The organism is Aliiglaciecola sp. CAU 1673, from assembly GCF_029223185.1.
In the GTDB taxonomy this organism is placed as follows: Bacteria; Pseudomonadota; Gammaproteobacteria; order Enterobacterales; family Alteromonadaceae; genus Bowmanella.
On the sequence record NZ_JARHUG010000013.1, the window covers coordinates 82,641 to 105,999 of the forward strand.

A 23,359-nucleotide genomic window follows, 5' to 3' on the forward strand; every position below is an offset into this window, starting at 1 on the left:
CTAGCCTTCAGCGTCGATAAAGGATGCCAGATACAAGGCGTTGCTTAACACTCTACTGGTGCCATACCAATAACCACGGAAATTAAGATTGTCGACCACAGCGATCACTTTGCCTTTGCCCACATTGTGCGCCACCACATTGGCGCTGCTGGCAATCAGTCGCTGTATTTCCTCACTGGCATAGCCCGCCTTTAAGGGGGCCCTGGTATAACGGGACGGTGCAACAAAGGGCCGGTTGGGCATACGCATAATCAGGTTACTATCCCGCAAATAACTGAGTGTGGGCTCGCGGTAGCCAAAGAACAGAGGATGACTTAGGTCCAATTCTGCCTCAAAGACTGCTCCGGCCACATCTTGCCTGGATTTGAGATTTTCCTTATCAGCATAAATAAGGTTGTTGAAGTCAAATGCGCTGTTGATATCCTCTTTGGACAGGAAGTTGGCTTTAAGCCAGTCTTTGTCTGCGGCAAATTTGGCGGCGCGTTTTTGGGCAATCAGCACACCGCCAGCGTTTATCCATTGTTCCAGGCTTTTGCTGATCTGCTCAGATATACTTTTATAGTTGCCATCAACCATAATCACATGGCTATATTGGCTGAGATCGATCTTAGCGAGCCGCTCCACTTCCACCAAGCTGGCCGCAATACCCAATCGTAAATCCAAGGCATGCCACACTTCTCCCAATTCATATTGAGAAGTACTTTCGCCACCAACCAACAGTACTTTAGGGGCCTTGGCCATCAGCATCTTTCGGCTGCCCAAGTCACTGCCTTGCTCAGTCAATCCAGTCACCACAGACCAAACAGGGATCCCTAGTGTTCGGGCTTGTCTGTCTATTATCTCTACCCAATCTCCAGGCTGCTTTAACCCTTTAGGCAGTATGATAGCGCCAGGCTTAAGGCTGACATTGCCTTGAGTAGTCTGGGCAGAGAATCCTGTGGACGCTATCTTTGCCTGAACCCCCTCATCCAACAGGGCTTTGAGCAACCGCGGCGCTTGGCTGTCCTGCCAGGAAAACACATAAGCATAAGCATTTTGCTGCAGGGTTAATGGCGTTTGCATGAAGCCAGGTACAGTGTCGGTTAGTGGCAGCTTGCGCCAAAACCGGCGCTCAACAGGCGCATAATCAATATTAAATGCCAAGGGTAAATTCCAGTTGGAAACATCGTAGAAGGTATTGTCTTCAAAACTGGTGCGGGTCGAGAAAATGGACTTGATCAGCCGGTAGTTGGGCTGCTCGAGAGGAATAAAAATACTGTTTTGCGCCAGGAAAGTTTTACCCTCGCGCTCCATATCTTTACTTAGCCCCTTTATTTCGATTTGATGCTGTTTGAGGATAGCCAGCAGCGCCCGCATGCGGCTCATATCCTCTGCTTCAGTCAAAAGATATCCCGCCACCTCGTCTTCCCGGGCCAGTTTCAAGGTATCTTGAGCAAATTCCTGCTGATAGCGCTTTAAAGCCGATGCATTTTCCAGTGCGCCTTCCAGGGTGGACAAGGATGTAAGCACCTGATTTTGAACAGTGTCAGGAAAGGCCAGAGGACCATGCACCGAATCCTGCAAATGCCCACGACTACTGGCCTGCTCAAACAGGATGCCGACACTGCCGAGGGCATCAGGATAGGTAGAACCTTTACCGTAATAAAAATCATCAAAGCCTTCCTCGGTAAAATACAGCTGACCGGTTTTATCGAAGGCCGCCGCATGGAATTTGGCCAGGCTGTTGGTCAAGGTCACATTAGCATCAGGGGTCCAGGGATTTTTACGCGACGGCACGCCGGGCTGGAAGAAGTAGGTGCTGTCAGTGCCCATCTCGTGAAAGTCGGCCATGACGTTGGGGCGCCATTGGTGAAATTGAGCAATTCTGGCCCTTGATTCCGGGTGTGTCAGTAACAGCCAATCGCGATTCAGATCGAACCAATAGTGATTGGTACGCGCACCAGGCCAAGCCTGTACATGCTCGCGATGGACCTTGTCGGCAACCAGATTTTGCCCTTTATGCATATTGGCCCATTGGGCAAAACGTGAGAGTCCGTCTGGATTCAGTGAGGGATCTATCAGAACAATTGCCTTCTCCAATAAAGCTTCCACTTCCTTGCCTTGGGCGGCGGCCAAATAATAAGCCACCAACATGGATGCATTAGCACCTGAAGGCTCATCGCCATGTACGCTGTAACCTAACCAGATGACTAACGGAGCATCTTCAACATCACCTTCCACCAGACCCTGCAGATGCTTTTCTTTCAACCCATCCAGGCGCTGTTGGTTGGCTTTGCTGGTAAACTTCAGCATCAACAAAGGCCGTTGCTCATGGGTTCTGCCAATTTCGTCGATAGATACACGAGGTGAGCTTTTTGCCAAAAGGGTCATATAGTGCACCAGCTGGTCATGGCGCACATGCCATTGGCCAACCGGGTAACCCAGCACCGACTCAGGCGTAGGGACAGTAGCATCAAAGGTTAAACCCTTTGGCAGATAATCACTGGCTTTGCTGGGCTGGCCTTGAGCAAGCATGCTGCAGAAAAGGCAAAATATGACTAACTGATGCCAAAGCTTCATCTTCAGACCCTTGTTTTACTTGATGATTTGCAGAAATTAACAGGTTAAGGATAACCATACCAGCCAAGCCCACGGGATTTCCTCTTCAGAATGAACGAATGCGGACTCAAATCACTTACCCGAGTGTTTTACTCAAGTAATATTTGTTATCATAACAGCTAAGGCATAATGCATGAGAGCATCCATGATCGTTATTACTGAACCTGCACAAGCGCACTTTAAAAAGCTATTGGAAAAACAAGCGCCACAAACCAATATTCGGGTATTCGTGGTGAATCCTGGCACCTCCACCGCTGAGTGTGGCGTTTCTTACTGCCCAGCCGACGCAGTGGAAGATTCAGATATCAGTCTAGATTTCGACGGATTCAATGCCATCGTCGATCAAGAGAGCGCTCCCTATTTAGCAGAGGCGGTGATTGATTTCGTTACTGATCAAATGGGCTCCCAGCTGACCCTAAAGGCTCCCAATGCCAAAGTAAAAAAAGTATCAGACGATGCTCCTTTGGTGGAAAGGGTGAACTATATGATTGAGTCTGAAATTAATCCTCAATTGGCCAATCATGGCGGTAAAGTGATGCTGGTTGAGATCACCGAAGAGGGCAAAGCCATACTGCAGTTTGGCGGTGGTTGTAACGGCTGCTCTATGGTGGACGTGACCCTTAAAGAGGGTATTGAAAAGCAGATGATGGAGCAATTTCCAGAGCTAACCGGCGTCAAGGATGCGACAGAGCACCAAGCCGGAGAACACTCCTACTACTAATTTTAACAAGCAGTGCCTTCTATACCAGCAGGCGCTGCTGCCTCACTCTCCTGAAAAGATCGGCTCCCAGGGTTACACCACGACTCAGTAAGAAGCCCAGAAACGCCAGCCATAAGCCATGATTTCCCCAGCCAGACAGGCTCCACCAGACAGGGAAGAATACTCCCAAGCTACTGATTAACATGCTATTTCGCATAGCCTTGCCCTGAGTTAAGCCAATGTAGACGCCATCCAGTAAAAAGCACCAATGTGCAATTAGCGGCAATATCCAAATATAAGGCAGGTATGCATCAGCGAGTCGCCTTAGCGACTCAAGATCGGTAAGAAGAGTGATAATCTGTTTGCCGAAGAGTATAAATATCAGGCAGTAGAGCATGGCCAAGACCAGAGACCAAAAAAGCCCCCGCGAAATACGCATGACCAGTAGCGTCCCATCGCCCCGCCCCTTGCTCTCACCACAAAGTGCTTCCACAGCGTAAGCGATACCATCCAGTCCCAGAGCCAAAATCACAAAGAACTGCATCAGTACTGCATTCAAAGCAACAGTCTCTTCGCCCAGCCTTGCACCTTGAAACACCATGAAGGCCAGCGTGATTTGCAGTGCCAGGTTGCGCATCAAAATATCGACATTAAGCGCCAGTACGCTGCGGTAATTCTTAATTCTAAACCAGGCGCGTTGGGGCTTTTGCCCATTTAGTCTTCGCAGGGTTAGCCACAGCCCGGCTATAAAAATACCCCATTCAGCACAAACGGTGGCTGCTGCAACGCCTTTTACGCCCCATCCCAGACCCAACACCAACAGCAAACTTAATCCCGCATTTAGTAGATTGGCCAGGATCTGAATGGTCATCACCGTACGTGCGGCCTGCTGACCAATCAGCCAGCCCATCAACATTAGATTTGCCAGGGCTGCTGGCGCCCCCCACAGCCTTACACTGAGGTAGTCGTCGATCACGGGGGCGCTTTGCGCGGTAGCATCGGAAAAGGCGATGGCGGTAATGATTAACAAGGGGGCCGCCACTATCAGTAACATTCCTAGCAGTAGCGCAGGCGCTAACAGCTGATACATGCTTTTGGCCGCTGCCTGCTTATCGCCTCTGCCCAGCGCCTGCGCGCTCAAACCGGTCGCCGACATACGCAGAAATCCGCAAAGCCAATACAATTGACTGACCAGCATGGATGCCACAGCCGTGCCTGCCAGAAAATGCACACCCTGCATATGACCCACAATGGCGGTATCAACCATGCCCAATAACGGGTTACTAAGATTGCTTAACACCATAGGGAATGCGATAGCCAAAATGCGCTTGTTTTCATGGCGCTCCAGCAATGCACTGAAAAAGGAGTTGCGTGGTTTAATGGACAAGCTACTCTCTGTGGTCTTTGATTTCTCTATGCGCAAGGCTCTTATGCTCAGGCTTAAAATTCAACTGTTGCTTTGCTTGTTTTTGGTATCGACAGCAAGCGCTACAGCATTGGACAGGCATGGTGTCATCCTGATGTATCATCATGTCAGTAGCAGCACACCGGCATCCACCTCAGTAAGCGTGGCGCAATTTGAGGAACATATGGCCTATGTGGCCAAGCATCATCAGGTGATCCCCTTACCCGACATGGTCTCTAAATTGCAGAAAGACCAACCATTGGGCGATAAAGCCATTGCCATCACTTTTGACGATGGCTTCGACAATATTTTCGAAAATGCACATCCAATTCTTAAGCGCTACGGCTTTAACTACACCGTCTTTATTAACCCGGCGCTGATCGGCAAGCAGCCACAGCAGTTGACCTGGGATCAGGTAAAAGCCATGGCAAAAGAAGGCGTGTGGTTTGCTAATCATAGCGACAAGCACGATCACTTGCTTACCCGTCACCCCGGACAAAGTGACAAAGCCTGGCTGGAAGCGGTGATCCAAGATATACAAAGTGCCGAAACCCGACTTGAACAAGAATTAGGCTACAGTCTTAAATATCTGGCCTATCCCTTTGGCGAATATAATCAGACGCTGGCGAAAAGTCTTACAGAACACGGTTACGTGGCGTTTGGCCAACATTCTGGTGCCGTCGCCCCACATAGCGATTTTGGTGCCCTGCCCCGCTATCCTGCTGCCGGCATTTACGCCAATTTGAGCAGCCTTAAGGTGAAGCTCAATACCCTTGCCATGCCGGTACTTTATGCCCCTTTAAATCCTGAACTAAGTTATGCCAACCGACAGCCACAATGGACCACCAAAATCGATACCACCGATATCAATCCTAAGCAGCTGCAGTGTTATTTTAAAGGAGAACCCATAGCGTTACGGTGGGAAACGGCCGACGTGTTCAGCCTTAAGGCAGACAAGCCGCTTAACCCCGGTAGGGCAAGGTTTAACTGTACCGCCCCAAACCGTCAGGATCCCAGCCGCTATTACTGGTATTCACAGGCGTTTTTTGTACCAACGGCAGAAGGAAAGTGGCTCGATTAATCAGCCATTCTCATCACAATGGGCATATCGGCCAGAATATGGTCGGCATCGACTATCGCCATCTGTCCTGGTATCAGCTCAGGTTTAAAACGCCCCAAGACCCTGGCTTCGGGGTCGATTATCACCACTGAAGAACTGTGATCCACCAGGTAATCAGGGGTCTCTGTGCTTCCGGCAATGGCATACATCATGCCCAGGCTACGCACAAAGGGAAATAACTGGACATGCTCACCAGTGGCAGCAATAAAATCAGGATTGAAAAACTGCACATACTCATTCAGGCGCGCTGGGGTATCACGGTTGGGGTCGACCGATAAAAATAATATCTGCAGTGGAGAGTCCGTCGGCAAAGCCTTCAGCTCAGGATAGACACGTTTAAGCTCCGCCAGGGTGGTAGGGCAGATATCGGGGCAATAGGTATAGCCGGTAAAGGCCAGCGTCCAATGTCCTTTCAGCGCTTCCAAGGTTACCGCCTTGCCATGTTGGTCAACCAACTCAAAAGGCGGAATGTCTCGCGCCTGCGGGTAAAGCTGAGCATGCTGTGGTGTTTTTGGGGGCGCAATCAGCAGCGAGAGACCTATTCCTCCGAGCAGCGCCAAGGCCACCAAAACGCCCCATAAAAATCGACTACTCATGGCATAACCTTGAAGTAGTGATCGACCAGTAAGAATACAAACAGCAGCATTAAGTGCAGGATAGAAAATTTGAACGTTTGCATGGCGGTATCCGGTTTAGGCGCATACTTGAGTTTCAAGGCAAAGTAGAGGAATACCGCATTCAACAACGAAGAGCCCAGCAGATAGATGATGCCGGTCATACCAACCAAATAAGGCAACAGGCAAACCACGCCCAACATCAAGGTATACAGCAGAACAGACACCTTGGTGTACTCAACACCATGGGTTACCGGCAACATCGGGATTTTGGCTTTGGCATAGTCCTTTTCCCTGTGAATGGCCAGCGCCCAGAAATGTGGAGGCGTCCAGGTATAGATAATCAGCACCAATAACAGCGCATGGGGATGCACTTCTCCGGTAATGGCGGTCCAACCAAGCAACGGCGGCGCGGCCCCTGCCAGCCCACCAATAACGATGTTTTGTGGTGTCGCCCGTTTCAGATACAGCGTATAGATAACCGCATAGCCCACTAAGCTTGCCAAAGTTAATAAAGCGGTAAGCTGATTCACTGCCAGCAACAGGACCACAAAGCCCACCAACGCGAGTAAAAAAGCAAAAGTAAGCGCTCGCTGCGGACTTACCTTGCCTTTGGGTAAGGGACGATTAAAGGTCCGGGCCATCTGTGCGTCGATTCTTCTATCCAGCACATGGTTAATTACGGCAGCCGATGAAGACAGCGCACCGATACCAAACAGCCCAGCCATCACAGGTACCCAAGGCATTGCGCCCGGCACTGACAAACACATACCGACCAGGGCCGTCAGGAGCAACAATAAGACCACATTAGGCTTGGTCATTTCGTAATAGTCACGCCAACCAGCAGAAACGGGCATTTCTTTGGGATGAGTCGCACTGATGGATTTGTTCATAGGGACTCCTAAATTTTCCTGAACAGACTGTAATTGATCATGACCAATACCAGTAATAAGAGAGCTGCAACGGCATTGTGTGCCACTGCAACGGCCAGCGGCAGGCTAAATAGTACATTGGCCACGCCCAAAGAAACCTGGGTGGTTAACACCACCAGCAGTAGTACCGAGAGATTACGCAGTAATGGGGCTGCAGCGGTGCTATACAGTCGCAAGGCGAGCCAAGCAAGATAAGCAAAAGTAATGAGTGCCCCAATACGATGCACAATATGCATGGTCATTCGCTCGTCGTAGTCGTGGGTGCCAAACTCATAACTGTTGGCTTCTACTAAGCTAAACGCACCGGCAAAATCCAATCTATCTGACCAGCCCGTCTGACATAACGGCAACTCTGTGCAGGCCAGCGCGGCATAGTTAGCAGAAACCCATCCTCCGAGGGCAATTTGCCCCACCAATATAAAGACGCCAACCAGCGCAAAGCGACAGAAGCGACGCAATCTGATATCCCCTCCGGGGATGCGGTAAGGGGTAAGTCGCAGGTAGAGCAAAAATAAGCAGGCAAGGATACTAAAGCCACCTAACAAGTGGCCCATGACCACCAGCGGCATCAGATTCATAGTGACGGTCCACATGCCGAGAGCGGCCTGAAAGATGACCAGCAACAATAAGAATAGCGGTAGTTTGAGTGGCCGTGGGGCTACCGTTTTTTTCAGGCTCAGAAGGGCAATTACCAGAATGACCAAACCCAATGTGCCGGCGAAATAGCGGTGGATCATTTCGTTCCAGGCTTTATGCGCTTCCAAGGGACGCTCGGGAAAGGCTTCTTGCGCCTGAGCAATATGATGATCCTGCTTGGGCACAGATAAAAACCCATAGCAACCGGGCCAATCAGGACACCCTAATCCGGCATCGGTCAGCCTGGTATATGCTCCCAACATAATGACGACTAACGCCAACACCAGCGCCGAAAGCACCAACTTTCTCATAGCCTTTCCCTTAACCGATACGCGACAGCTTTAACAATTTCCTTAAGTCGGCCAGTATGTCTCTGCTGCCAAGCACCGCATTTTGTTGTTCTTGTTCGAGGGGATAACGCAAGATCACATTTCCCAAAGTATCGGATAGAAAAATACCATTAGCGCCAGCATCTTTAAACACTTCATTAACATTCTGGGTATCGGACTTCTGAATATGAACGTGAGGCAGTTGCGCAAGCTTAGACTGAATAGTCGTATCACTCTCTGCAGTAACAACAGCCACAGCTTCAGCCCTGTCCTGCTCCTTGCCTAGAGCCTGCCAGACCTGATGAATGCTAAATAGGGCGTTTTCACAATCACTACCACAGTTAACTGGCACCACATAGAGTAAGCGCCATTTTGGTGGTGTAGGCAATCCCAAACTTGCCAACGAGAGAGCTGGGTCGAGTAATTGACCTTTATTGGTTGCACCGCGGTTAAACCATTCCATTTCCAGGGCTAGTTTGGCCAGCAGTACCGGCACAACAAAAACCACCAGTAACACTATCAATGTTCGTTTATTGGCGATGGCAGACATATTATTTCTCTCCATTTCGTTTGCGTAGTGCCAGCACATAAATCAGCAGGCAGGCAACTGCCAAACCAAACCACTGTAAAGCGTAAGCCAAATGCTTTTGCGCCGGCATCACCACCGGCCGCCAGTTGTTCTCAAGCCCCAGGCTTTGTGTGTCACCCAACTGCATCATAAAAGGCATCAAAGGCTCGTTCCATAGCTTTTCCATCAAAGCAATATCCGGCTGTTGCAGGCGCAGAGGCCAACTCTGGTTATTGTCCAGCATTTCCCGCACCAATGGATTATCGCTTGGGATAGTCACCACACCTTCAAATACTTTTTTTTCCGCTGGAAGAACTATCTGAGGCAGCAATTCTCGACGCGACTCTGCAGGCACCCAGCCTAGATTTACCGCCAAATTCCCCTGCTCGGTCCGCAGCAGGGCTAACACTTCATAACCTACCTGACCATTCATGATCCGGTTGTCCCAAAGTAAGGGACGGTCTGTATCGATACTACCTGTGACCTGCAGTGGAAAATCCCGGACATCGCCTTGCATTCTGTTAATATCTTGTAAATCCAGGGCGGGCTGTCCTTGTCTTGCTGCCAGTTGCTCGGCTCGTAGCTGCTTTTGCTCGGCACGTTCAAGCTGCCACCACCCCAGACGCAACAATACCCCTACTGCGAAGATGACGATCAGCGTGGGTAGAAGTGGATACCTGTTGTGGATTGATTGCATTTTAAACGGGAGTACTACCGGTGATTTTCAAGATTATTATTGTCGCCCTGCTGTTTTTTATGATTTTTAACTTGTTCCGCGCCATGGTCATTATGATTCAGAACAAGCCTGGGCAACCCTCTATGACTCGCTATATCGGTCGACGTGTTTTTACCTCTGCATTGATTATCTTGCTACTGTTAGTGGCCATGGCACTGGGCTGGATCACGCCAAATCCCCGCCCCTATTAATCAATAGGGACGGGATATCCGCTTAAAGTATGTAGACAAAAACAAACAACAGCACCCAGACCACATCCACAAAGTGCCAGTACCAGCTGGCAGCCTGGAAGGCAAACTGGTTCTGTGGACTGAAGTGCCCCTTCAACACCCTGAAAAACATGATGATCAATAGCAATGTTCCTAGGGTGACATGCAGTCCGTGGAACCCTGTCAGCATAAAGAAGGTATTACCATAAACGCCCGACTGCAGGGTTAAACCCATCTCACGATAAGCATGTACGTATTCTTCCACCTGCAATCCTAAGAAGCACAAACCCAGCAAGATCGTCAGTCCAAGCATAAGTTTCAGTCTGCCACGCTTGTTTTCTTCAAGAGCGACATGCGCAAAATGTGCGGTAACCGAGGACGTCAGAAGTATAATGGTGTTCGCCAGCGGTAAACCAAACCAGCCCATGGCTGTGGTGGTGGTGCCATCAGGTGTTTTTACCAGTGGCCAGATTGCCTCAAAACCAGGCCACAAAACTTCTGCGGTCATGGCATTATTAGACGCTCCACCTAACCACGGCACGGCGATAACACGCGCGTAAAACAGCGCACCGAAAAAGGCTGCGAAGAACATCACTTCGGAGAAGATAAACCAGCTCATCCCCTGGCGATACGAACGACCTAACTGCTCACTGTGCATGCCAGACATAGATTCATCTATTTGGTTTTTAAACCAGCCAATTAGCATGTAGAACAGCACTACAAGTCCTGCCAGCAGTATCCAGCCGCCGAACCCTTCCTTGCCCTTGGTCGTTTCTATGACAAAGTTGCCTGCGCCCACCGCAATCAGAAACAAGGCCACCGCCCCCACGAAAGGCCAGGGACTTTGCGCCGGTACATAGTATTTTTGATACTGTTGCTCTGACATGTCGCTCTCCGTTTGAATGCTTCCAACACCGCCTTGGGCGGGCACTATTACTTATTGTTCATCGCCACTTCGCTGGAGGTGGCTGTTACGTCATACAAGGTGTAGGACAGAGTGAAAAAGTGGATATCCTCTGGTAGCTGAGGATCGACGTAAAACTTCATCGGCATCAGTGCCTCCTGCCCCGCCAGCAAAGGTTGCTGGTTGAAACAGAAGCACTCCGTCTTGTTCAGGTAAAGGGCAGCCGTACCGGGTGATACCGATGGAATGGCCTGACCAATAATGTCGCGGCTACTAGGGTTACGGACATAAAAATCTACCTGTGCCATTTCACCAGGGTGTACTTTGACCCGCTTGGTTTGGGCCTCAAACTCCCAGGGCATTCCCGAATTGGTGCGGGTGATAAATTCCACCGTCACCAGGCGACTTTCATCCACCGTCACAAAGTCATACGAGGCCGCAGTATTCCGTGTTTTGCCATTAATGCCGGTGATATCGCAAAACACGTCATATAGCGGCACCAGGGCAAAACCAAAGCCAAACATGCCTACCACTATCGCAGCAAGGCGAAGCACCAGGGCTTTGTTGTTCTTGGTCTGCCCGTTCATGGCGTTACTTCACTACCGGAGGCGTTTCAAAAGTGTGATAAGGAGCTGGTGAAGGGATCTCCCACTCCAGACCTTCTGCCCCATCCCAGACCTTGTCTGACACTGGCTCGCCTTCTTTGCGACAAGCCTTTAACAGCAGTGCGAGGAAGATGAACTGTGACAAACCAAAGGCAAATCCGCCAATACTGATCCATTGGTTAAAATCAGCAAACTGCAAAGAGTAGTCGGGTATTCGTCTTGGCATACCGGCCAGGCCGACAAAGTGCATAGGGAAAAACAGTACGTTGACGGAAATCAGTGAGCACCAGAAATGCCACTTGGCCAGCGTTTCGTCATACATTTTGCCGGTCCACTTGGGCAGCCAGTAGTACACCGCCGCCATGATGGAGAATACGGCACCAGTCACCAGCACGTAGTGAAAGTGAGCCACCACAAAGTAGGTGTCATGATATTGGAAGTCCACCGGTGTGATAGCCAGCATCAGGCCAGAGAAGCCGCCTAAGGTGAAAAGTACAATAAAGGCCAGGGCAAACAGCATAGGTACTTCAAAGCTGATAGCCCCCCGCCACATGGTAGCTACCCAGTTAAAGACCTTTACCCCTGTGGGTACAGAAATCAGCATGGTCGCAAACATAAAGAACATTTCAGCGAACAAGGGCATGCCAGTGGTAAACATATGGTGCGCCCATACGATGAAGGACAGCAGGGCAATAGAGGTTGTGGCATAGACCATGGACGAATAGCCGAACAGCGGCTTTCTGGAAAAAGTCGGAACGATCTGCGAAATGATGCCAAAAGCGGGCAGGATCATGATGTAAACCTCGGGATGACCGAAGAACCAGAAAATATGCTGGAACATCACCGGATCTCCGCCACCGGCCGCATCAAAGAAACTGGTGCCGAAAAACTTATCGGTCAATACCATGGTGACTGCGCCCGCTAGCACAGGCATCACAGCGATTAGCAGAAAAGCTGTAATCAACCAAGTCCATACGAACAGCGGCATTTTCATCCAGGTCATACCAGGCGCACGCATATTGAAAATGGTCACTATCACGTTGATGGCGCCCATGATGGACGACGCACCCATGATATGCACAGAGAAAACAAACAGGGCCGTGCTGTCATTGCTGTAAGTGGTGGACAGGGGTGCATAGAAGGTCCAGCCAAAGTTAGGGCCACCGCCTTCCAGGAACAATGAAGACAGCAGAATCAGAAAGGCAAAGGGTAGGATCCAGAAACTCCAGTTGTTCATGCGCGGCAGAGCCATATCCGGAGCACCTATCATCAGCGGCACCATCCAGTTGGCCAGGCCGGTAAAGGCCGGCATTACGGCACCAAATACCATTATCAAACCATGCACTGTGGTCATCTGGTTAAAGAAGTTTGGGTCCACAATCTGCAGGCCGGGCTGGAACAACTCTGCGCGAATAACCATGGCCATGGCGCCACCAATCAGGAACATGATGAAGGCGAACCACAGGTAGAGGGTGCCTATGTCCTTATGGTTGGTGGTATAAAGCCAACGCTTAATACCCGATGGTTTGTGGTCATGATGGTCATCATGATGCAAATCGTCAGCAACTGTACTCATCGCAATTCTCCTATTTACCCGTCATGACAGCGTTAACGTCTTTGGCCTGTACTGTCTCGCCCGTGTTGTTACCCCAAGCATTTCTTTCGTAAGTGATCACCGCGGCCAGTTCTTTAAGACTTAGCTGCTTACCAAAAGCTTGCATGGCCGTGCCGGAAACGCCATTGACCACAATGTCGATATGTTTGGGCATATCCGTCAACGCAATCTTGCTGCCCTTGAGCGCCGGGAAGACACCAGGCAGGCCTTCGCCATTGGGCATATGGCAGGCGGCGCAAGCAGACTGATAGACTTTTTCGCCCACGCTCATCAACTCTCCCATATCCATGTTCATGGCTAACAGCTTCTGCTCTTCTTCCTTCGCTCTACGCTGAGCCGCAGCTTGATCTGCCACCCAGGCATTGTATTCTGCAGGCTCCTTGGCAATGACCACCACCGGCATAAAGCCATGGTCTTTACCGCACAACTCTGCACATTGACCACGGTAGATTCCAGGTTCGTTAACCTTAGTCCAGGCTTCGTTAATAAAGCCGGGGTTCGCATCTTTCTTCACTGCAAAATCCGGAACCCACCAGGAGTGAATCACATCATCAGAGGTGATCAGGAAACGGACTTTCTTGTCGGTGGGAATCACCAATGGGCGGTCAACTTCGAGAAGATAATTGCGGCCTTTTTCATACTTTCCCCCGATCTGCTCCGGACGGGTGGCCAGCAGTGAATAATACTCGAGGTCATTGTCCATGTACTTGTAGTGCCATTTCCATTGGGAGCCTGTCACCAGGATAGTAACGTCAGCTTCACTGGTATCTTCCATGGCGATCAATGTCTTGGCAGCAGGAACCGCCATAAAAATCAGGATAATAAAAGGGATGATTGTCCAGGCCACTTCCACTTTAACGCTCTCGTGGAAATGCGCGGGTTTTACCCCTTTGGATTTGCGGTGAAACACCATGGCGTAGAGCATGGCACCGAACACCACAACACCAATCGCCACACAAATGTAGAAGATGGTCATATGCAGGTCATATACCTGGGCGCTGATGTCCGTAACACCTTTGGTTAGATTCAGCTGATAAGGATCTGCGCCGGCGCTTTCGGCCAATACACCAGCACTGCTAAACAGTGCTATGAGTGCGGATAAAGCAGCTTTGCCCACTTGACGTCTCCTCTGTCAGAAAGATTGGCACGTGCGGCAGAGATGGTCTGCCGAACAACGACATGGCTCTCAGGAAGTGAGAATGACATGTTTTTGTTATATTTCTGTTAATGACTGTATAAGAATTACCCAATCAAAAGGGGCGAGTCCAGCCTTTTCTGACACAAAAAACATCGACTGCTCAAGATTTGAGCGAAGGTATGTGATAAAGAATAGAAAGCTAACTTATTAATTTAGCTTGAAATTACTGTGGGAGTGCGGGTTTGAGCAGCATATCGGAGGGAAAATGGCAGTCATTGGCTGAATTTGACTACCATCCTTTTTAACTTACATCCAGTCAGCGTTTCGGATCACGCCAACAGCGATCCCTTCAACGGCAAATGCTTGAGTGGCCAAATCAACCTTGATTGGGGCAAAAGATTCATTTTCGGCATGCAGCAAAATTTCGCGACGGCCACGGCGCTCGATACGCTTTACCGTCACATCATCTTCTACACGGGCCACCACCACCTGGCCATTCTGTACATCCACTGTCCGGTGTACAGCCAGCAAGTCGCCATCCAATATGCCGATGTCTTTCATGCTCATACCACTTACACGCAATAAAAAATCGGCCTTGGGATGAAACAAATTCGGATCGACCTGGTAGTGGGCTTCGACATTTTCCTGGGCCAGGATAGGCTCTCCCGCAGCGACCTTACCGATCAGAGGTAATCCATATTCGTCCTCATGATCATCCAGTGGCGTATTGAGCTTTATGCCTCGGGAAGTACCTGGCAATATTTCAATTACACCTTTGCGGGCCAGCGCCTTCAAATGTTCTTCAGCAGCGTTTGCTGAACGAAAGCCAAGGCGTTGTGCAATTTCGGCTCGGGTGGGTGGCATACCTGTCTCAGACATAGTGTCTTTGATCAGTTTCAATACTTCTTCTTGCCTGGGAGTAAGTGGACGCATAAGCCTGTTTTTCCATACAGTTTAACTGTTAGTATATCCAGTTGTGTGGCGATCTCAACCTCTGTCACAAAAATTACTGCAACACGCCGTGCTTGGGACAAATTAATGGGCTCGTGCTATGCTTCGCGCAATTTTCCTATAGATCATAATGACATGCATTGGCTGCACAATCTGCTGCTTAGCACACTCTCCTTACCGACCCGCCTTCTGGTGAAGGCCAAAAGTATTCCTGCCGACACCCAGCAAGAACTGGGTATTGTCCAGCACAAACCTATCATCTATCTGTTGCACACCCATTCCGCTTCTGATCAGTTGGCACTGCAGCAATCTTGCAAGCAGCTGGGCTTACCGGATCCCCTTACACCTGTGAGGCTGGGCAATGAGGAGCATCCGGCCTGTTTGTTTTTGGAAAAACCGCAGGGCGTGTTTAGCAGCAAAATTCGTAGCATCGATATTGCCCAGAATTTTATACGGATATTGAAGATCCAACGTGACATCCCAGACTTAGATGTGCAGATAGTGCCGGTATCCGTATTTTGGGGACGGGCACCAGATAAAGGTAAGCCCAGCTGGGCTGAATTGTTAACCGATCGGGCCTCGCCCAGTTGGCTGCGCAAGCTGATTATCGTGCTGTTCTTAGGTCGCGATAACTTTGTTAGCTATAGCCGCGCGGTATCTTCACAGCGGGTCGCCAAGGAGCACGGTACCGATGAACAAATTGCCCACAAACTTATTCGTGTAGCACGTACTCACTTCTATAGGAAGTCGCAGTCTATAACAGGCCCCAGCCTGATTGACCGCCGGCAGCTAAGTAATGCCATCATGGGTTCAGCCGCAGTGAAGCAAGCCATTGCCGAAGAACAAAAGTCACGCAAAATCAGTCAGGAAAAGGCACGCGAAGTGGCCGAAGGCTATCTCACTGAAATTGCTGCTGATTACCGTGAGAGAACCATTCGCCTGGCGGACAGGCTGCTCACACGCGTGTGGAACAAGATCTATAACGGTATCGAAGTCAGAAACGCGGCCAAGGTCCGTGAGTTGGCGCAAAACGGCCACGAAATAGTATATGTACCCTGTCATCGAAGCCATATGGATTACCTTCTGCTGACCTATGTGATCTACCATGAGGGCCTGGCTGTTCCCCATATCGCCGCTGGCATTAACCTCAATTTCTGGCCGGTAGGTGCCATATTCCGTCGTGGCGGGGCCTTTTTCCTGCGCCGCAGCTTTGCAGGCAATAAGTTATATACCGCGGTATTCAGAGAATATCTGGAGTTGCTGTTTAGCCGTGGCTACCCGGTTAAATATTATCCGGAAGGCGGTCGCAGTCGCACCGGGCGTTTGCTACCCCCTAAGACCGGCATGCTAGCCATGACCTTACAAGCCATGCTCAAAGGGATACAGCGTCCCATCAGCATGGTCCCCGTGTATGTGGGCTATGAGAACGTGATGGAGTTGGGTAGCTATGTCAAAGAACTTAAAGGCAGCAGTAAAGAAAAAGAAAGTTTCTGGCATATTTTCTCTGCCATCAAAAAATTGAAGAATTTTGGCCATGGTTACCTTAGCTTCGGTGAACCGATTACCTTAGGGCCATTTTTGGACAACCGGGTGCCAGACTGGCGCGCCGACATAAAACTGGAAGCGGACAAAAAACCCAGTTGGCTAACTCCCACAGTCAACCAATTAGCCAACCAAATTATGGTTCGTATCAATCAGGCTGCCGCGATCAATGGGATGTCACTTTGCTCTCTTTGTCTTCTGGCAGCAGAGAACCATGCGCTGGATGAGGAATGCCTGGGCCAAAGTCTCGATCATTTGCTCTCTTTGCAGCGCCTGGCCCCCTACTCAGAATTGGTCAATGTACCCTCAGTGGATGGTCACGCCCTGTTGAAGCAAACGTTGGCGCTGAATAAATTTCATATTCAGCAAGATACCTATGGACGCATTGTTTCCCTAGATGGATTTGGCGCTATTATCCAAACCTACTACCGCAACAATATTCAGCATTTGTACGCCATTGCTGGCATTCTGGCGGCCACAGTAATCGCTGGCCAGGGTACTGAACGCAGTCAATTAGAAGACACTGTTGCCCATTTTTACCCACTGCTTCGCCGTGAACTCTCTATGCATTTCAGCTGTGAGGAAGCCAAAACCTATACCGATGCGCAAATAGACGCCATGAAACAGCTTGGCCTATTGGAGCAACGTGGCAAAAAGCTTTTCGCACCGCAGCGCGCCAGTCAACAGGCCGGTACGCTTGAATTACTGGGTCAGACGATTCAGCAAACCTTACAACGTTATGCCATTGTCCTTACCATACTGGAACGGGAAGGTTGTTTAGCCAGAGCCGCTTTGGAAAAGCAAGGCAAGGAATTGGCAGAGCACTTATCGGCCGTCAATGGCATAAGTGCACCGGAGTTCTACGACAAAAATTTGTTTTCAACCTTTGTGAATGCCCTTAAGGACAATGGTTGGGTGGAAACCGATGATGATGGCGCGCTAAAACACAGTGACAAGAGCGCTGAGCTTAAAGCACTGGTGCTATCTCTTGTCACCCCCAGCGTAGCCCAGAAACTCCAACAGTTATTACAATAAGCTATGTGGCGGTCATAGCAAGGCCGCCGCAATTCCCAAGGCCACCACCCATCCCAGGTGGTGGTTATTTAAAAACGCTTTGAAGCAACGCTCCCGGTCACGCCCAGCAATCAGCCATTGCTGATAAAGACACAAGCAGCCGGCGATTATTAGCGCGACGAAATACATCCAATCCAACTGCAGATACCAACCCAAAAAGGCTAACAAGCTAATAGCGGCAACCTGCAGCATGCCAATGATGGCCCGGTCAAAACGGCCAAACAGGATTGCCGTGGATTTGATCCCGATTTTCAGATCATCATCTCTGTCGACCATGGCGTATTGCGTGTCATAGGCCACTGTCCACAGCAGGTTGGCTAAATACAGTAACCAAGCCCACCAAGGCAAACTATCGTGGATTGCCATAAAGGCCATCGGAATACCCCAGCTAAAAGCCGCCCCCAGAAAAAACTGTGGCAAATAGGTAAAGCGTTTCGTAAAGGGGTAAAGGGACGCAAGGAACAAAGCGCCAAAGGACAGTAATATGGTATTGAGGTTAAGCTGTAAAACTAAGAGAAATGCCACAGCCACCAGCACAGCGAACAGGCCCAAGGCCTCTTTTTCGCTTACCTCACCACTTACGATAGGTCTCGCCTTAGTGCGTTTGACGGCACCATCCACATGGCGATCGGCATAATCATTGATAACACAGCCTGCCGAGCGCATTACCACTGTGCCCAGTACAAACACCACTAGAATATGCCAAGGTGGCAGACCGCCTGCCGCCAGCCAAAGGGCCCACAGGGTTGGCCAAAGCAGCAGATAGATGCCAACAGGCTTATCAAGGCGCATCAGACGCGCATAGGCGCCCAACTTATCCCTTTGCCACATCGCTGATATTTCCCATATTTTTATAGGCCGGGCTTTGTGGCAGAAAGATCTCTGCCACCATCATCTGCCACTGTTGATACTGAAAACGCGAGCGTCTGCCCCACAACGATCGACGCTCGGACAATTCCAAGCTACCCAACAATGGATGCTCTTCAGGCAAACAGGTGATTTCAAAAGGCAGACGGGTAAACAGAGGATCATTGAACAAAATGCTACCCAGGGGCCTGTCGCCAAGATTGGCCAGTTTGCCATGCTCCTGCTCACACAGGGTTGAGGGTAAAAGCGAACGCGCAAAAACCCATGGCATATCATCGCCCCACAGGATCACCTCTCGCACCAGATAAGGCTCTGCCCCCATCTTCAGCAATTCATCCGCCATCAAAGGCGCCGTGGCTTGTCCCAACACTTGCACCCGAAACTGTCGACAGTGGGACTGCAGACGCTCCGTCAGTGAGCTGGTATCCAGTAGCCAATTCTTGAGGTGAAAATCGGGCACCGTCAGACAGTCGGCGGCCTGCCATTGCGTTTTTGGGGCTAAGGGAAAAGGGGGAATAGTAGTCAATGAACTGTATGGCGTCTGCTTGAAAGCTGGCATCATAGCAACAGCTGTTGGCACCAGCAAATGCTGGTCGCTTTCGTCTATTTTACTGATAAAATAAAGGCTTGGAGTAACTCCTAAAGGTTAAGAAGAGTAGAAGGCGATGCAAAAGCTGTTAAAAGTGATACTGATGGTGAGCCTGATGGCTTGCGGTAAAGCCCAAGCGGCCTACGCCTACTATGGCCTTGAGCCAGATATCGTAACCAATTACATAGGAACCAGCAGCCAGAAGCTGGGCTACGTTCGGCTGACCATTGAACTGATGCTTGAAGATGCCTCATTGATTCCACTGGCCGAACATCATGAGCCACTACTGCGTTCCACCATCATTGATATTCTTGGCCGACAACCTGAAGAGAAAGTGAAATCCCTTACCGGTCGCGAAGAAATTCGCCAGGTCTGCTTACAAAAGCTAAGGGAATTTATGAAAAAAGAAACCGGCAAGGACGTGGTCAAAGACGTTATTTTCACCAAATACCTGTATCAGGGGTGAAGCCCGGTTCGTCCTGCGAACTTGAAGTGACTTAACGTCACTTCAAGAGGGCTGAACGCGAGGCCGTGGATGGCCGAGCTGGGACCAAGCCACAGGACGTGTCACCCGCACTAGCATCATTCCGAAGCGCTAGACATCACTCGACAAGCGATGAACGGCCGGCCGTGGATGGCCGAGCTGGGCTTTTTACGGAGCAGGATGCGAGGGAAAAGGCGCGGTTGGACCCCAGCCACAGGATGTGTAGCTTCGTACGGCCCCTTAAAGCTTGCTAGCCTAAGCGACTTAACGCCAAACCCGGCAATAAAGCCAAGCCAGTACACACCCACTGACCAATCCTAAAGTATGAGCAGTATTGGCCATCGACACCCATAAAATATCGGCATAGCCTAATACCAGCCATACCAACATAAAACCCACCAGTGGCTTAGAGAGACTTAGTCCCCAGGCGGGTCTTAGCCAACCACACCACCAGACAAAGCCCATTAGTCCGTAAACCACGCCTGAAAGCCCACCAAAATTGGGACCGGATACCATAAATTGTCCGGTATTGGAGGCGATGGCCGTGACCAGAAAAACCAACAGCAGGTGACTGGTGCCTAACTGTCTTTCCACCTGCCCTCCCAGCACCCACCACCAGAGCAAGTTAAAGACAATATGAAGGGCAGAAAAGTGGACAAAGGCAGGTCCTATTAAGCGCCACCACTGATGGTGCGCCACTAAAGTATCCAGGTCTTGAAAATGCAGCAGTTTTAGCAGCGGAACAAACCACCCCAGCAAACTCGCCACATAAACCAGGATACAAGCCAAAAGAACGCTAAGGGTGAAGGGCAAGCCCCGGGCTGAAAGGTTTAGACCGCTCCAAGCACTTTCGGACTCACCCTGCATGGCTTGACCATGGGCCCAAGCTGCCTGTTGATATTTATCGGCATGGGGGTTGTGAACAAACTCGGCCACCAAAGACCTGGCTTTCTCCTGCTGGGAAGAGTCAAGCAACAGTATACGATGCGGATAGCTATCGTCACCGAGCTGATATCGCACTGCTATCCCTTGCTGGTGAAGGTAGTCGAGCAAGAGGCGGGCATCCGCCTCCCGGGCAAAGCCTGCTATAGATTGAACGTCAGTCATTCCCTGTCACAAATGGGAAACCCAAACGCCAGCCTTCAAACCCACCGTCCAGGCTATACACCTGTTGGTAACCCTGTTGTACAAGGAACTGTGCGGCCTGTTGGCTGCTGATCCCATGATAACAACAAACGATAACTGCCTTATCTTGTGGCGTATCCTGCATAAACTGCGAAAGATTGTCGTTGGTAAGATGAACCGATCCGGCAATATGGCCATTCAGAAACGACTGGCCATCGCGGATGTCGGCAACAACGGCACTGCCGCTTTCCAGACGCTCTTTTGCCTCTGCGGCATTGATATGCTTAAAGTTTTGCATGGACGGTCTTAATCCCAACTCAACACGACTTTGCCGGATTGTCCCGACGCCATTGTGTCAAAGCCCTTCTGGAACTGTTCCACATTGAATCTATGGGTAATGATGGGACTTAAATCCAAGCCGCTTTGCAGCAAGCTGGTCATTTTGTACCAGGTTTCAAACATCTCACGACCATAAATGCCTTTGATGATAAGGCCCTTAAAGATAACCTGATTCCAGTCGATGGCGGTTTCCCCTGAGGGGATACCGAGCATGGCAATCTTGCCGCCATGATTCATCTTCGCCAGCATATCTCTGAAGGCAGCCGGCACACCGGACATCTCCAGTCCCACATCGAAGCCTTCGGTCATCCCAAGGTCTTTCATTACATCAGCCAGGCTTTCACGACCCACGTTAACGGCGCGGGTAGCGCCCATCTTGCGGGCTAAATCGAGACGGTAGTCGTTCAAATCGGTGATCACCACATGGCGCGCGCCTACGTGACGAGCCACAGCCGCCGCCATAATACCAATAGGACCTGCACCGGTAATCAGCACATCTTCACCGACTAAGTCGAAAGACAAGGCGGTGTGCACCGCATTGCCGAAAGGATCGAAAATAGAGGCCAAGTCATCGGAAATATTATCCGGGATCTTGAAGGCGTTAAATGCCGGGATCACCAGGTACTCGGCAAAGGCCCCCGGGCGATTAACCCCCACGCCGGTGGTATTGCGACACAGATGACGGCGCCCGGCACGGCAGTTACGGCAATGACCACAAGTGATATGGCCTTCACCGGAGACCCGATCACCGATTTTAAAGCCGGTGACCTCCTGGCCCATCGCTGCCACTTCACCAACATACTCATGCCCCACCACCATGGGCACCGGAATGGTTTTTTGTGACCATTCGTCCCAGTGAAAAATATGCATGTCGGTACCGCAAATAGCGGTTTTGCGAATTTTGATCAGCAGGTCGTTATGCCCGACTTCCGGCTTATCCGCTTCGGTTAACCAGATACCGGGTTCGGCATGCAGTTTAGACAGGGCCTTCATTTGATTACTCCCAGTTCTTTACCTACTTCGATAAAGGCATCGATAGCCTGATCCAGTTGCGCCTGGCTATGGGCGGCAGACATTTGCGTGCGGATACGGGCTTGCCCTTTTGGCACTACCGGAAAAGAAAAACCAACAACATAGATGCCACGCGCCAGCATCTTTTCTGCCATCTGGCTTGCAAGACGGGCATCCCCCAGCATCACCGGGATGATAGCGTGATCGGCACCGGCTAGGGTAAAACCTGCTTCAGTCATACGACGGCGGAAGTACTGGCTGTTGTCGCGCAGTTTGCGGCGCAATTCACTGCCTTGAGACAACATGTCGATGACCTTGATGGAAGCCGAAACAATGGCCGGCGCCAGAGAATTCGAGAACAGATAAGGACGTGAACGTTGGCGTAACCATTCAATGATGATCTTGTTAGCCGAGGTATAGCCACCAGAAGCGCCACCCAAAGCTTTGCCCAATGTACCAGTGATAATGTCCACCCGCCCCATCACATCACAATATTCGTGGCTGCCACGACCTTGTTCGCCGACAAACCCGACAGCATGAGAGTCATCGACCATCACCATGGCATCGTACTTATCCGCCAGATCGCAAATGGTACGCAGGTTGGCAATCACACCATCCATCGAAAACACCCCGTCAGTGGCAATCAATTTGAAGCGCGCACCATCGGCTTGGGCTTGCTGCAGTTGCTTTTCCAACTCAGCCATATCGTTATTGGAATAACGATAGCGTTTGGCCTTACACAGACGTACGCCATCGATAATACTGGCATGGTTCAGCGCATCGGAGATGATGGCGTCTTCGGCATCAAGCAGGGTCTCAAAAAGACCAGCGTTGGCGTCAAAACAAGAGGAATACAGAATGGTATCTTCCATACCCAGGAAGTTACTGATGCTGCGCTCCAATTGCTTGTGAATATCCTGGGTACCGCAGATAAAGCGCACCGATGCCATACCGAAGCCATGACTGTCCAAGCCCTCTTTGGCAGCTTCAATCAACTCGGGATGATTAGCCAGTCCAAGATAGTTATTGGCACAAAAGTTAAGCACCTGGGCACCACTGTCAATCTTGATGCTGGCTTGCTGTGAAGAGGTGATAACACGCTCGGCTTTGTAAAGCCCTTGCTCCCGCACATCGGCTAACTGTGCTTGCAGATGTTGGATAACGCCTTTATTCATTGATGAATCCCGTGGACATATCTGATGCCCCTTATTCTAGTGGAGTTACAAGGCAAAGGTAATAGCCGACAGGAGATCTCGGCGATGACCTCG

23 protein-coding genes are annotated in these 23,359 nt (G+C 50.4%); 5 read left to right on the forward strand and 18 right to left on the reverse strand.

The window, feature by feature from the left end:
• Positions 1-2,559 (reverse strand): M14 metallopeptidase family protein, encoded by a 2,559-nt coding sequence (locus P2G88_RS13385; RefSeq protein ID WP_275796783.1) that lies wholly within the window; start codon positions 2,557-2,559, stop codon positions 1-3.
• A 184-nt stretch (positions 2,560-2,743) separates the two neighbouring features.
• On the opposite strand from P2G88_RS13385, the gene nfuA reads away from it, so the two are divergent.
• Positions 2,744-3,319, forward strand: coding sequence for a Fe-S biogenesis protein NfuA (gene nfuA / locus P2G88_RS13390; protein ID WP_275796875.1), 576 nt, complete (start codon positions 2,744-2,746; stop codon positions 3,317-3,319).
• A 19-nt stretch (positions 3,320-3,338) separates the two neighbouring features.
• Here nfuA and P2G88_RS13395 read toward each other — a convergent pair whose 3' ends face one another.
• Entirely contained in the window at positions 3,339-4,685 is a 1,347-nt protein-coding gene (locus P2G88_RS13395; protein ID WP_275796786.1) for an MATE family efflux transporter, read from the reverse strand.
• Between P2G88_RS13395 and P2G88_RS13400 the strand changes: the two genes are divergently transcribed.
• A complete protein-coding gene (locus P2G88_RS13400) occupies positions 4,678-5,784 on the forward strand; it encodes a polysaccharide deacetylase family protein (protein ID WP_275796788.1) in 1,107 nt (368 codons plus the stop codon). The two genes, P2G88_RS13395 and P2G88_RS13400, sit on opposite strands and share 8 nt — an antisense overlap.
• Here the strand turns inward: P2G88_RS13400 and P2G88_RS13405 are convergent.
• The 5 genes from P2G88_RS13405 to P2G88_RS13425 are packed head-to-tail and all read right to left on the reverse strand — an operon-like array spanning position 5,781 to position 9,599.
• Positions 5,781-6,419: an SCO family protein gene (locus tag P2G88_RS13405; protein ID WP_275796789.1), complete on the reverse strand. Its 639-nt coding sequence runs from the start codon at positions 6,417-6,419 to the stop codon at positions 5,781-5,783. The genes P2G88_RS13400 and P2G88_RS13405 overlap by 4 nt on opposite strands.
• Complete coding sequence (cyoE, locus tag P2G88_RS13410) at positions 6,416-7,330, reverse strand: heme o synthase (RefSeq protein WP_275796791.1); 915 nt, start codon at positions 7,328-7,330, stop codon at positions 6,416-6,418. The genes P2G88_RS13405 and cyoE overlap by 4 nt, the downstream gene beginning before the upstream one ends.
• Before the next feature lie 8 nt (positions 7,331-7,338).
• Positions 7,339-8,316 (reverse strand): COX15/CtaA family protein, encoded by a 978-nt coding sequence (locus P2G88_RS13415; RefSeq protein WP_275796792.1) that lies wholly within the window; start codon positions 8,314-8,316, stop codon positions 7,339-7,341.
• A gap of 10 nt (positions 8,317-8,326) precedes the next feature.
• On the reverse strand, positions 8,327-8,884 hold the full coding sequence (locus P2G88_RS13420; RefSeq protein ID WP_275796793.1) for a hypothetical protein: 558 nt from the start codon (positions 8,882-8,884) through the stop codon (positions 8,327-8,329).
• A 1-nt stretch (position 8,885) separates the two neighbouring features.
• Entirely contained in the window at positions 8,886-9,599 is a 714-nt protein-coding gene (locus tag P2G88_RS13425) for an SURF1 family protein (RefSeq protein WP_275796794.1), read from the reverse strand.
• 20 nt (positions 9,600-9,619) lie between these two features.
• Here P2G88_RS13425 and P2G88_RS13430 point away from each other — a divergent pair, with 20 nt between their 5' ends.
• Positions 9,620-9,829, forward strand: coding sequence for a DUF2909 domain-containing protein (locus P2G88_RS13430; protein ID WP_275796795.1), 210 nt, complete (start codon positions 9,620-9,622; stop codon positions 9,827-9,829).
• A 22-nt stretch (positions 9,830-9,851) separates the two neighbouring features.
• On the opposite strand, the gene P2G88_RS13435 is transcribed toward P2G88_RS13430, so the two are convergent.
• The 5 genes from P2G88_RS13435 to lexA all read right to left on the reverse strand — a co-directional run bounded on the left by P2G88_RS13435 (position 9,852) and on the right by lexA (position 15,042).
• Complete coding sequence (locus P2G88_RS13435) at positions 9,852-10,733, reverse strand: cytochrome c oxidase subunit 3 (protein WP_275796796.1); 882 nt, start codon at positions 10,731-10,733, stop codon at positions 9,852-9,854.
• A 47-nt stretch (positions 10,734-10,780) separates the two neighbouring features.
• On the reverse strand, positions 10,781-11,338 hold the full coding sequence (locus P2G88_RS13440; protein ID WP_275796797.1) for a cytochrome c oxidase assembly protein: 558 nt from the start codon (positions 11,336-11,338) through the stop codon (positions 10,781-10,783).
• A 4-nt stretch (positions 11,339-11,342) separates the two neighbouring features.
• A complete protein-coding gene (ctaD, locus tag P2G88_RS13445; protein WP_275796798.1) occupies positions 11,343-12,932 on the reverse strand; it encodes a cytochrome c oxidase subunit I in 1,590 nt (529 codons plus the stop codon).
• A 10-nt stretch (positions 12,933-12,942) separates the two neighbouring features.
• Positions 12,943-14,061, reverse strand: coding sequence for a cytochrome c oxidase subunit II (gene coxB / locus P2G88_RS13450; protein WP_275796876.1), 1,119 nt, complete (start codon positions 14,059-14,061; stop codon positions 12,943-12,945).
• A gap of 354 nt (positions 14,062-14,415) precedes the next feature.
• Positions 14,416-15,042, reverse strand: coding sequence for a transcriptional repressor LexA (gene lexA / locus P2G88_RS13455; RefSeq protein ID WP_275796799.1), 627 nt, complete (start codon positions 15,040-15,042; stop codon positions 14,416-14,418).
• Between the two features lie 153 nt (positions 15,043-15,195).
• On the opposite strand from lexA, the gene plsB reads away from it, so the two are divergent.
• Positions 15,196-17,637, forward strand: coding sequence for a glycerol-3-phosphate 1-O-acyltransferase PlsB (plsB, locus tag P2G88_RS13460; protein ID WP_275796800.1), 2,442 nt, complete (start codon positions 15,196-15,198; stop codon positions 17,635-17,637).
• A 12-nt stretch (positions 17,638-17,649) separates the two neighbouring features.
• Here plsB and ubiA read toward each other — a convergent pair whose 3' ends face one another.
• The gene (ubiA, locus tag P2G88_RS13465) at positions 17,650-18,507 is read right to left on the reverse strand and encodes a 4-hydroxybenzoate octaprenyltransferase (protein WP_275796801.1); all 858 of its coding nucleotides are present in this window, start codon (positions 18,505-18,507) and stop codon (positions 17,650-17,652) included.
• Positions 18,491-19,105, reverse strand: coding sequence for a chorismate lyase (locus P2G88_RS13470; RefSeq protein WP_275796802.1), 615 nt, complete (start codon positions 19,103-19,105; stop codon positions 18,491-18,493). Before P2G88_RS13470 ends, ubiA begins: the two co-directional genes overlap by 17 nt.
• A gap of 103 nt (positions 19,106-19,208) precedes the next feature.
• Between P2G88_RS13470 and P2G88_RS13475 the strand changes: the two genes are divergently transcribed.
• Positions 19,209-19,598: a flagellar basal body-associated protein FliL gene (locus tag P2G88_RS13475; protein WP_275796803.1), complete on the forward strand. Its 390-nt coding sequence runs from the start codon at positions 19,209-19,211 to the stop codon at positions 19,596-19,598.
• A 282-nt stretch (positions 19,599-19,880) separates the two neighbouring features.
• Here the strand turns inward: P2G88_RS13475 and glpG are convergent, their stop codons facing one another.
• From glpG to P2G88_RS13495, 4 genes are read right to left on the reverse strand one after another with little or no spacing between them, the layout of a single operon-like run.
• Positions 19,881-20,723: a rhomboid family intramembrane serine protease GlpG gene (gene glpG, locus P2G88_RS13480; protein WP_275796804.1), complete on the reverse strand. Its 843-nt coding sequence runs from the start codon at positions 20,721-20,723 to the stop codon at positions 19,881-19,883.
• A complete protein-coding gene (gene glpE / locus P2G88_RS13485) occupies positions 20,716-21,039 on the reverse strand; it encodes a thiosulfate sulfurtransferase GlpE (protein ID WP_275796805.1) in 324 nt (107 codons plus the stop codon). Before glpE ends, glpG begins: the two co-directional genes overlap by 8 nt.
• A gap of 8 nt (positions 21,040-21,047) precedes the next feature.
• Positions 21,048-22,073 (reverse strand): L-threonine 3-dehydrogenase, encoded by a 1,026-nt coding sequence (tdh, locus tag P2G88_RS13490; RefSeq protein ID WP_275796806.1) that lies wholly within the window; start codon positions 22,071-22,073, stop codon positions 21,048-21,050.
• The gene (locus tag P2G88_RS13495) at positions 22,070-23,266 is read right to left on the reverse strand and encodes a glycine C-acetyltransferase (protein WP_275796807.1); all 1,197 of its coding nucleotides are present in this window, start codon (positions 23,264-23,266) and stop codon (positions 22,070-22,072) included. Before P2G88_RS13495 ends, tdh begins: the two co-directional genes overlap by 4 nt.
• Positions 23,267-23,359: the final 93 nt, after the last annotated feature.

Bases quoted from the DNA above. Each gene is read 5' to 3' on its own strand.
- P2G88_RS13415 (WP_275796792.1), bottom strand. From the start codon at position 8,316: ATGAGAAAGTTGGTGCTTTCGGCGCTGGTGTTGGCGTTAGTCGTCATT.
- cyoE (WP_275796791.1), bottom strand. From the start codon at position 7,330: ATGAACAAATCCATCAGTGCGACTCATCCCAAAGAAATGCCCGTTTCT.
- P2G88_RS13425 (WP_275796794.1), bottom strand. From the start codon at position 9,599: ATGCAATCAATCCACAACAGGTATCCACTTCTACCCACGCTGATCGTC.
- glpG (WP_275796804.1), bottom strand. From the start codon at position 20,723: ATGACTGACGTTCAATCTATAGCAGGCTTTGCCCGGGAGGCGGATGCC.
- P2G88_RS13400 (WP_275796788.1), top strand. From the start codon at position 4,678: ATGGACAAGCTACTCTCTGTGGTCTTTGATTTCTCTATGCGCAAGGCT.
- P2G88_RS13385 (WP_275796783.1), bottom strand. From the start codon at position 2,559: ATGAAGCTTTGGCATCAGTTAGTCATATTTTGCCTTTTCTGCAGCATG.
- P2G88_RS13475 (WP_275796803.1), top strand. From the start codon at position 19,209: ATGCAAAAGCTGTTAAAAGTGATACTGATGGTGAGCCTGATGGCTTGC.
- tdh (WP_275796806.1), bottom strand. From the start codon at position 22,073: ATGAAGGCCCTGTCTAAACTGCATGCCGAACCCGGTATCTGGTTAACC.
- P2G88_RS13405 (WP_275796789.1), bottom strand. From the start codon at position 6,419: ATGAGTAGTCGATTTTTATGGGGCGTTTTGGTGGCCTTGGCGCTGCTC.
- lexA (WP_275796799.1), bottom strand. From the start codon at position 15,042: ATGCGTCCACTTACTCCCAGGCAAGAAGAAGTATTGAAACTGATCAAA.
- ctaD (WP_275796798.1), bottom strand. From the start codon at position 12,932: ATGAGTACAGTTGCTGACGATTTGCATCATGATGACCATCATGACCAC.
- P2G88_RS13420 (WP_275796793.1), bottom strand. From the start codon at position 8,884: ATGTCTGCCATCGCCAATAAACGAACATTGATAGTGTTACTGGTGGTT.
- plsB (WP_275796800.1), top strand. From the start codon at position 15,196: ATGCATTGGCTGCACAATCTGCTGCTTAGCACACTCTCCTTACCGACC.
- P2G88_RS13495 (WP_275796807.1), bottom strand. From the start codon at position 23,266: ATGAATAAAGGCGTTATCCAACATCTGCAAGCACAGTTAGCCGATGTG.
- P2G88_RS13435 (WP_275796796.1), bottom strand. From the start codon at position 10,733: ATGTCAGAGCAACAGTATCAAAAATACTATGTACCGGCGCAAAGTCCC.
- P2G88_RS13470 (WP_275796802.1), bottom strand. From the start codon at position 19,105: ATGATGCCAGCTTTCAAGCAGACGCCATACAGTTCATTGACTACTATT.
- P2G88_RS13440 (WP_275796797.1), bottom strand. From the start codon at position 11,338: ATGAACGGGCAGACCAAGAACAACAAAGCCCTGGTGCTTCGCCTTGCT.
- nfuA (WP_275796875.1), top strand. From the start codon at position 2,744: ATGATCGTTATTACTGAACCTGCACAAGCGCACTTTAAAAAGCTATTG.
- ubiA (WP_275796801.1), bottom strand. From the start codon at position 18,507: ATGTGGCAAAGGGATAAGTTGGGCGCCTATGCGCGTCTGATGCGCCTT.
- glpE (WP_275796805.1), bottom strand. From the start codon at position 21,039: ATGCAAAACTTTAAGCATATCAATGCCGCAGAGGCAAAAGAGCGTCTG.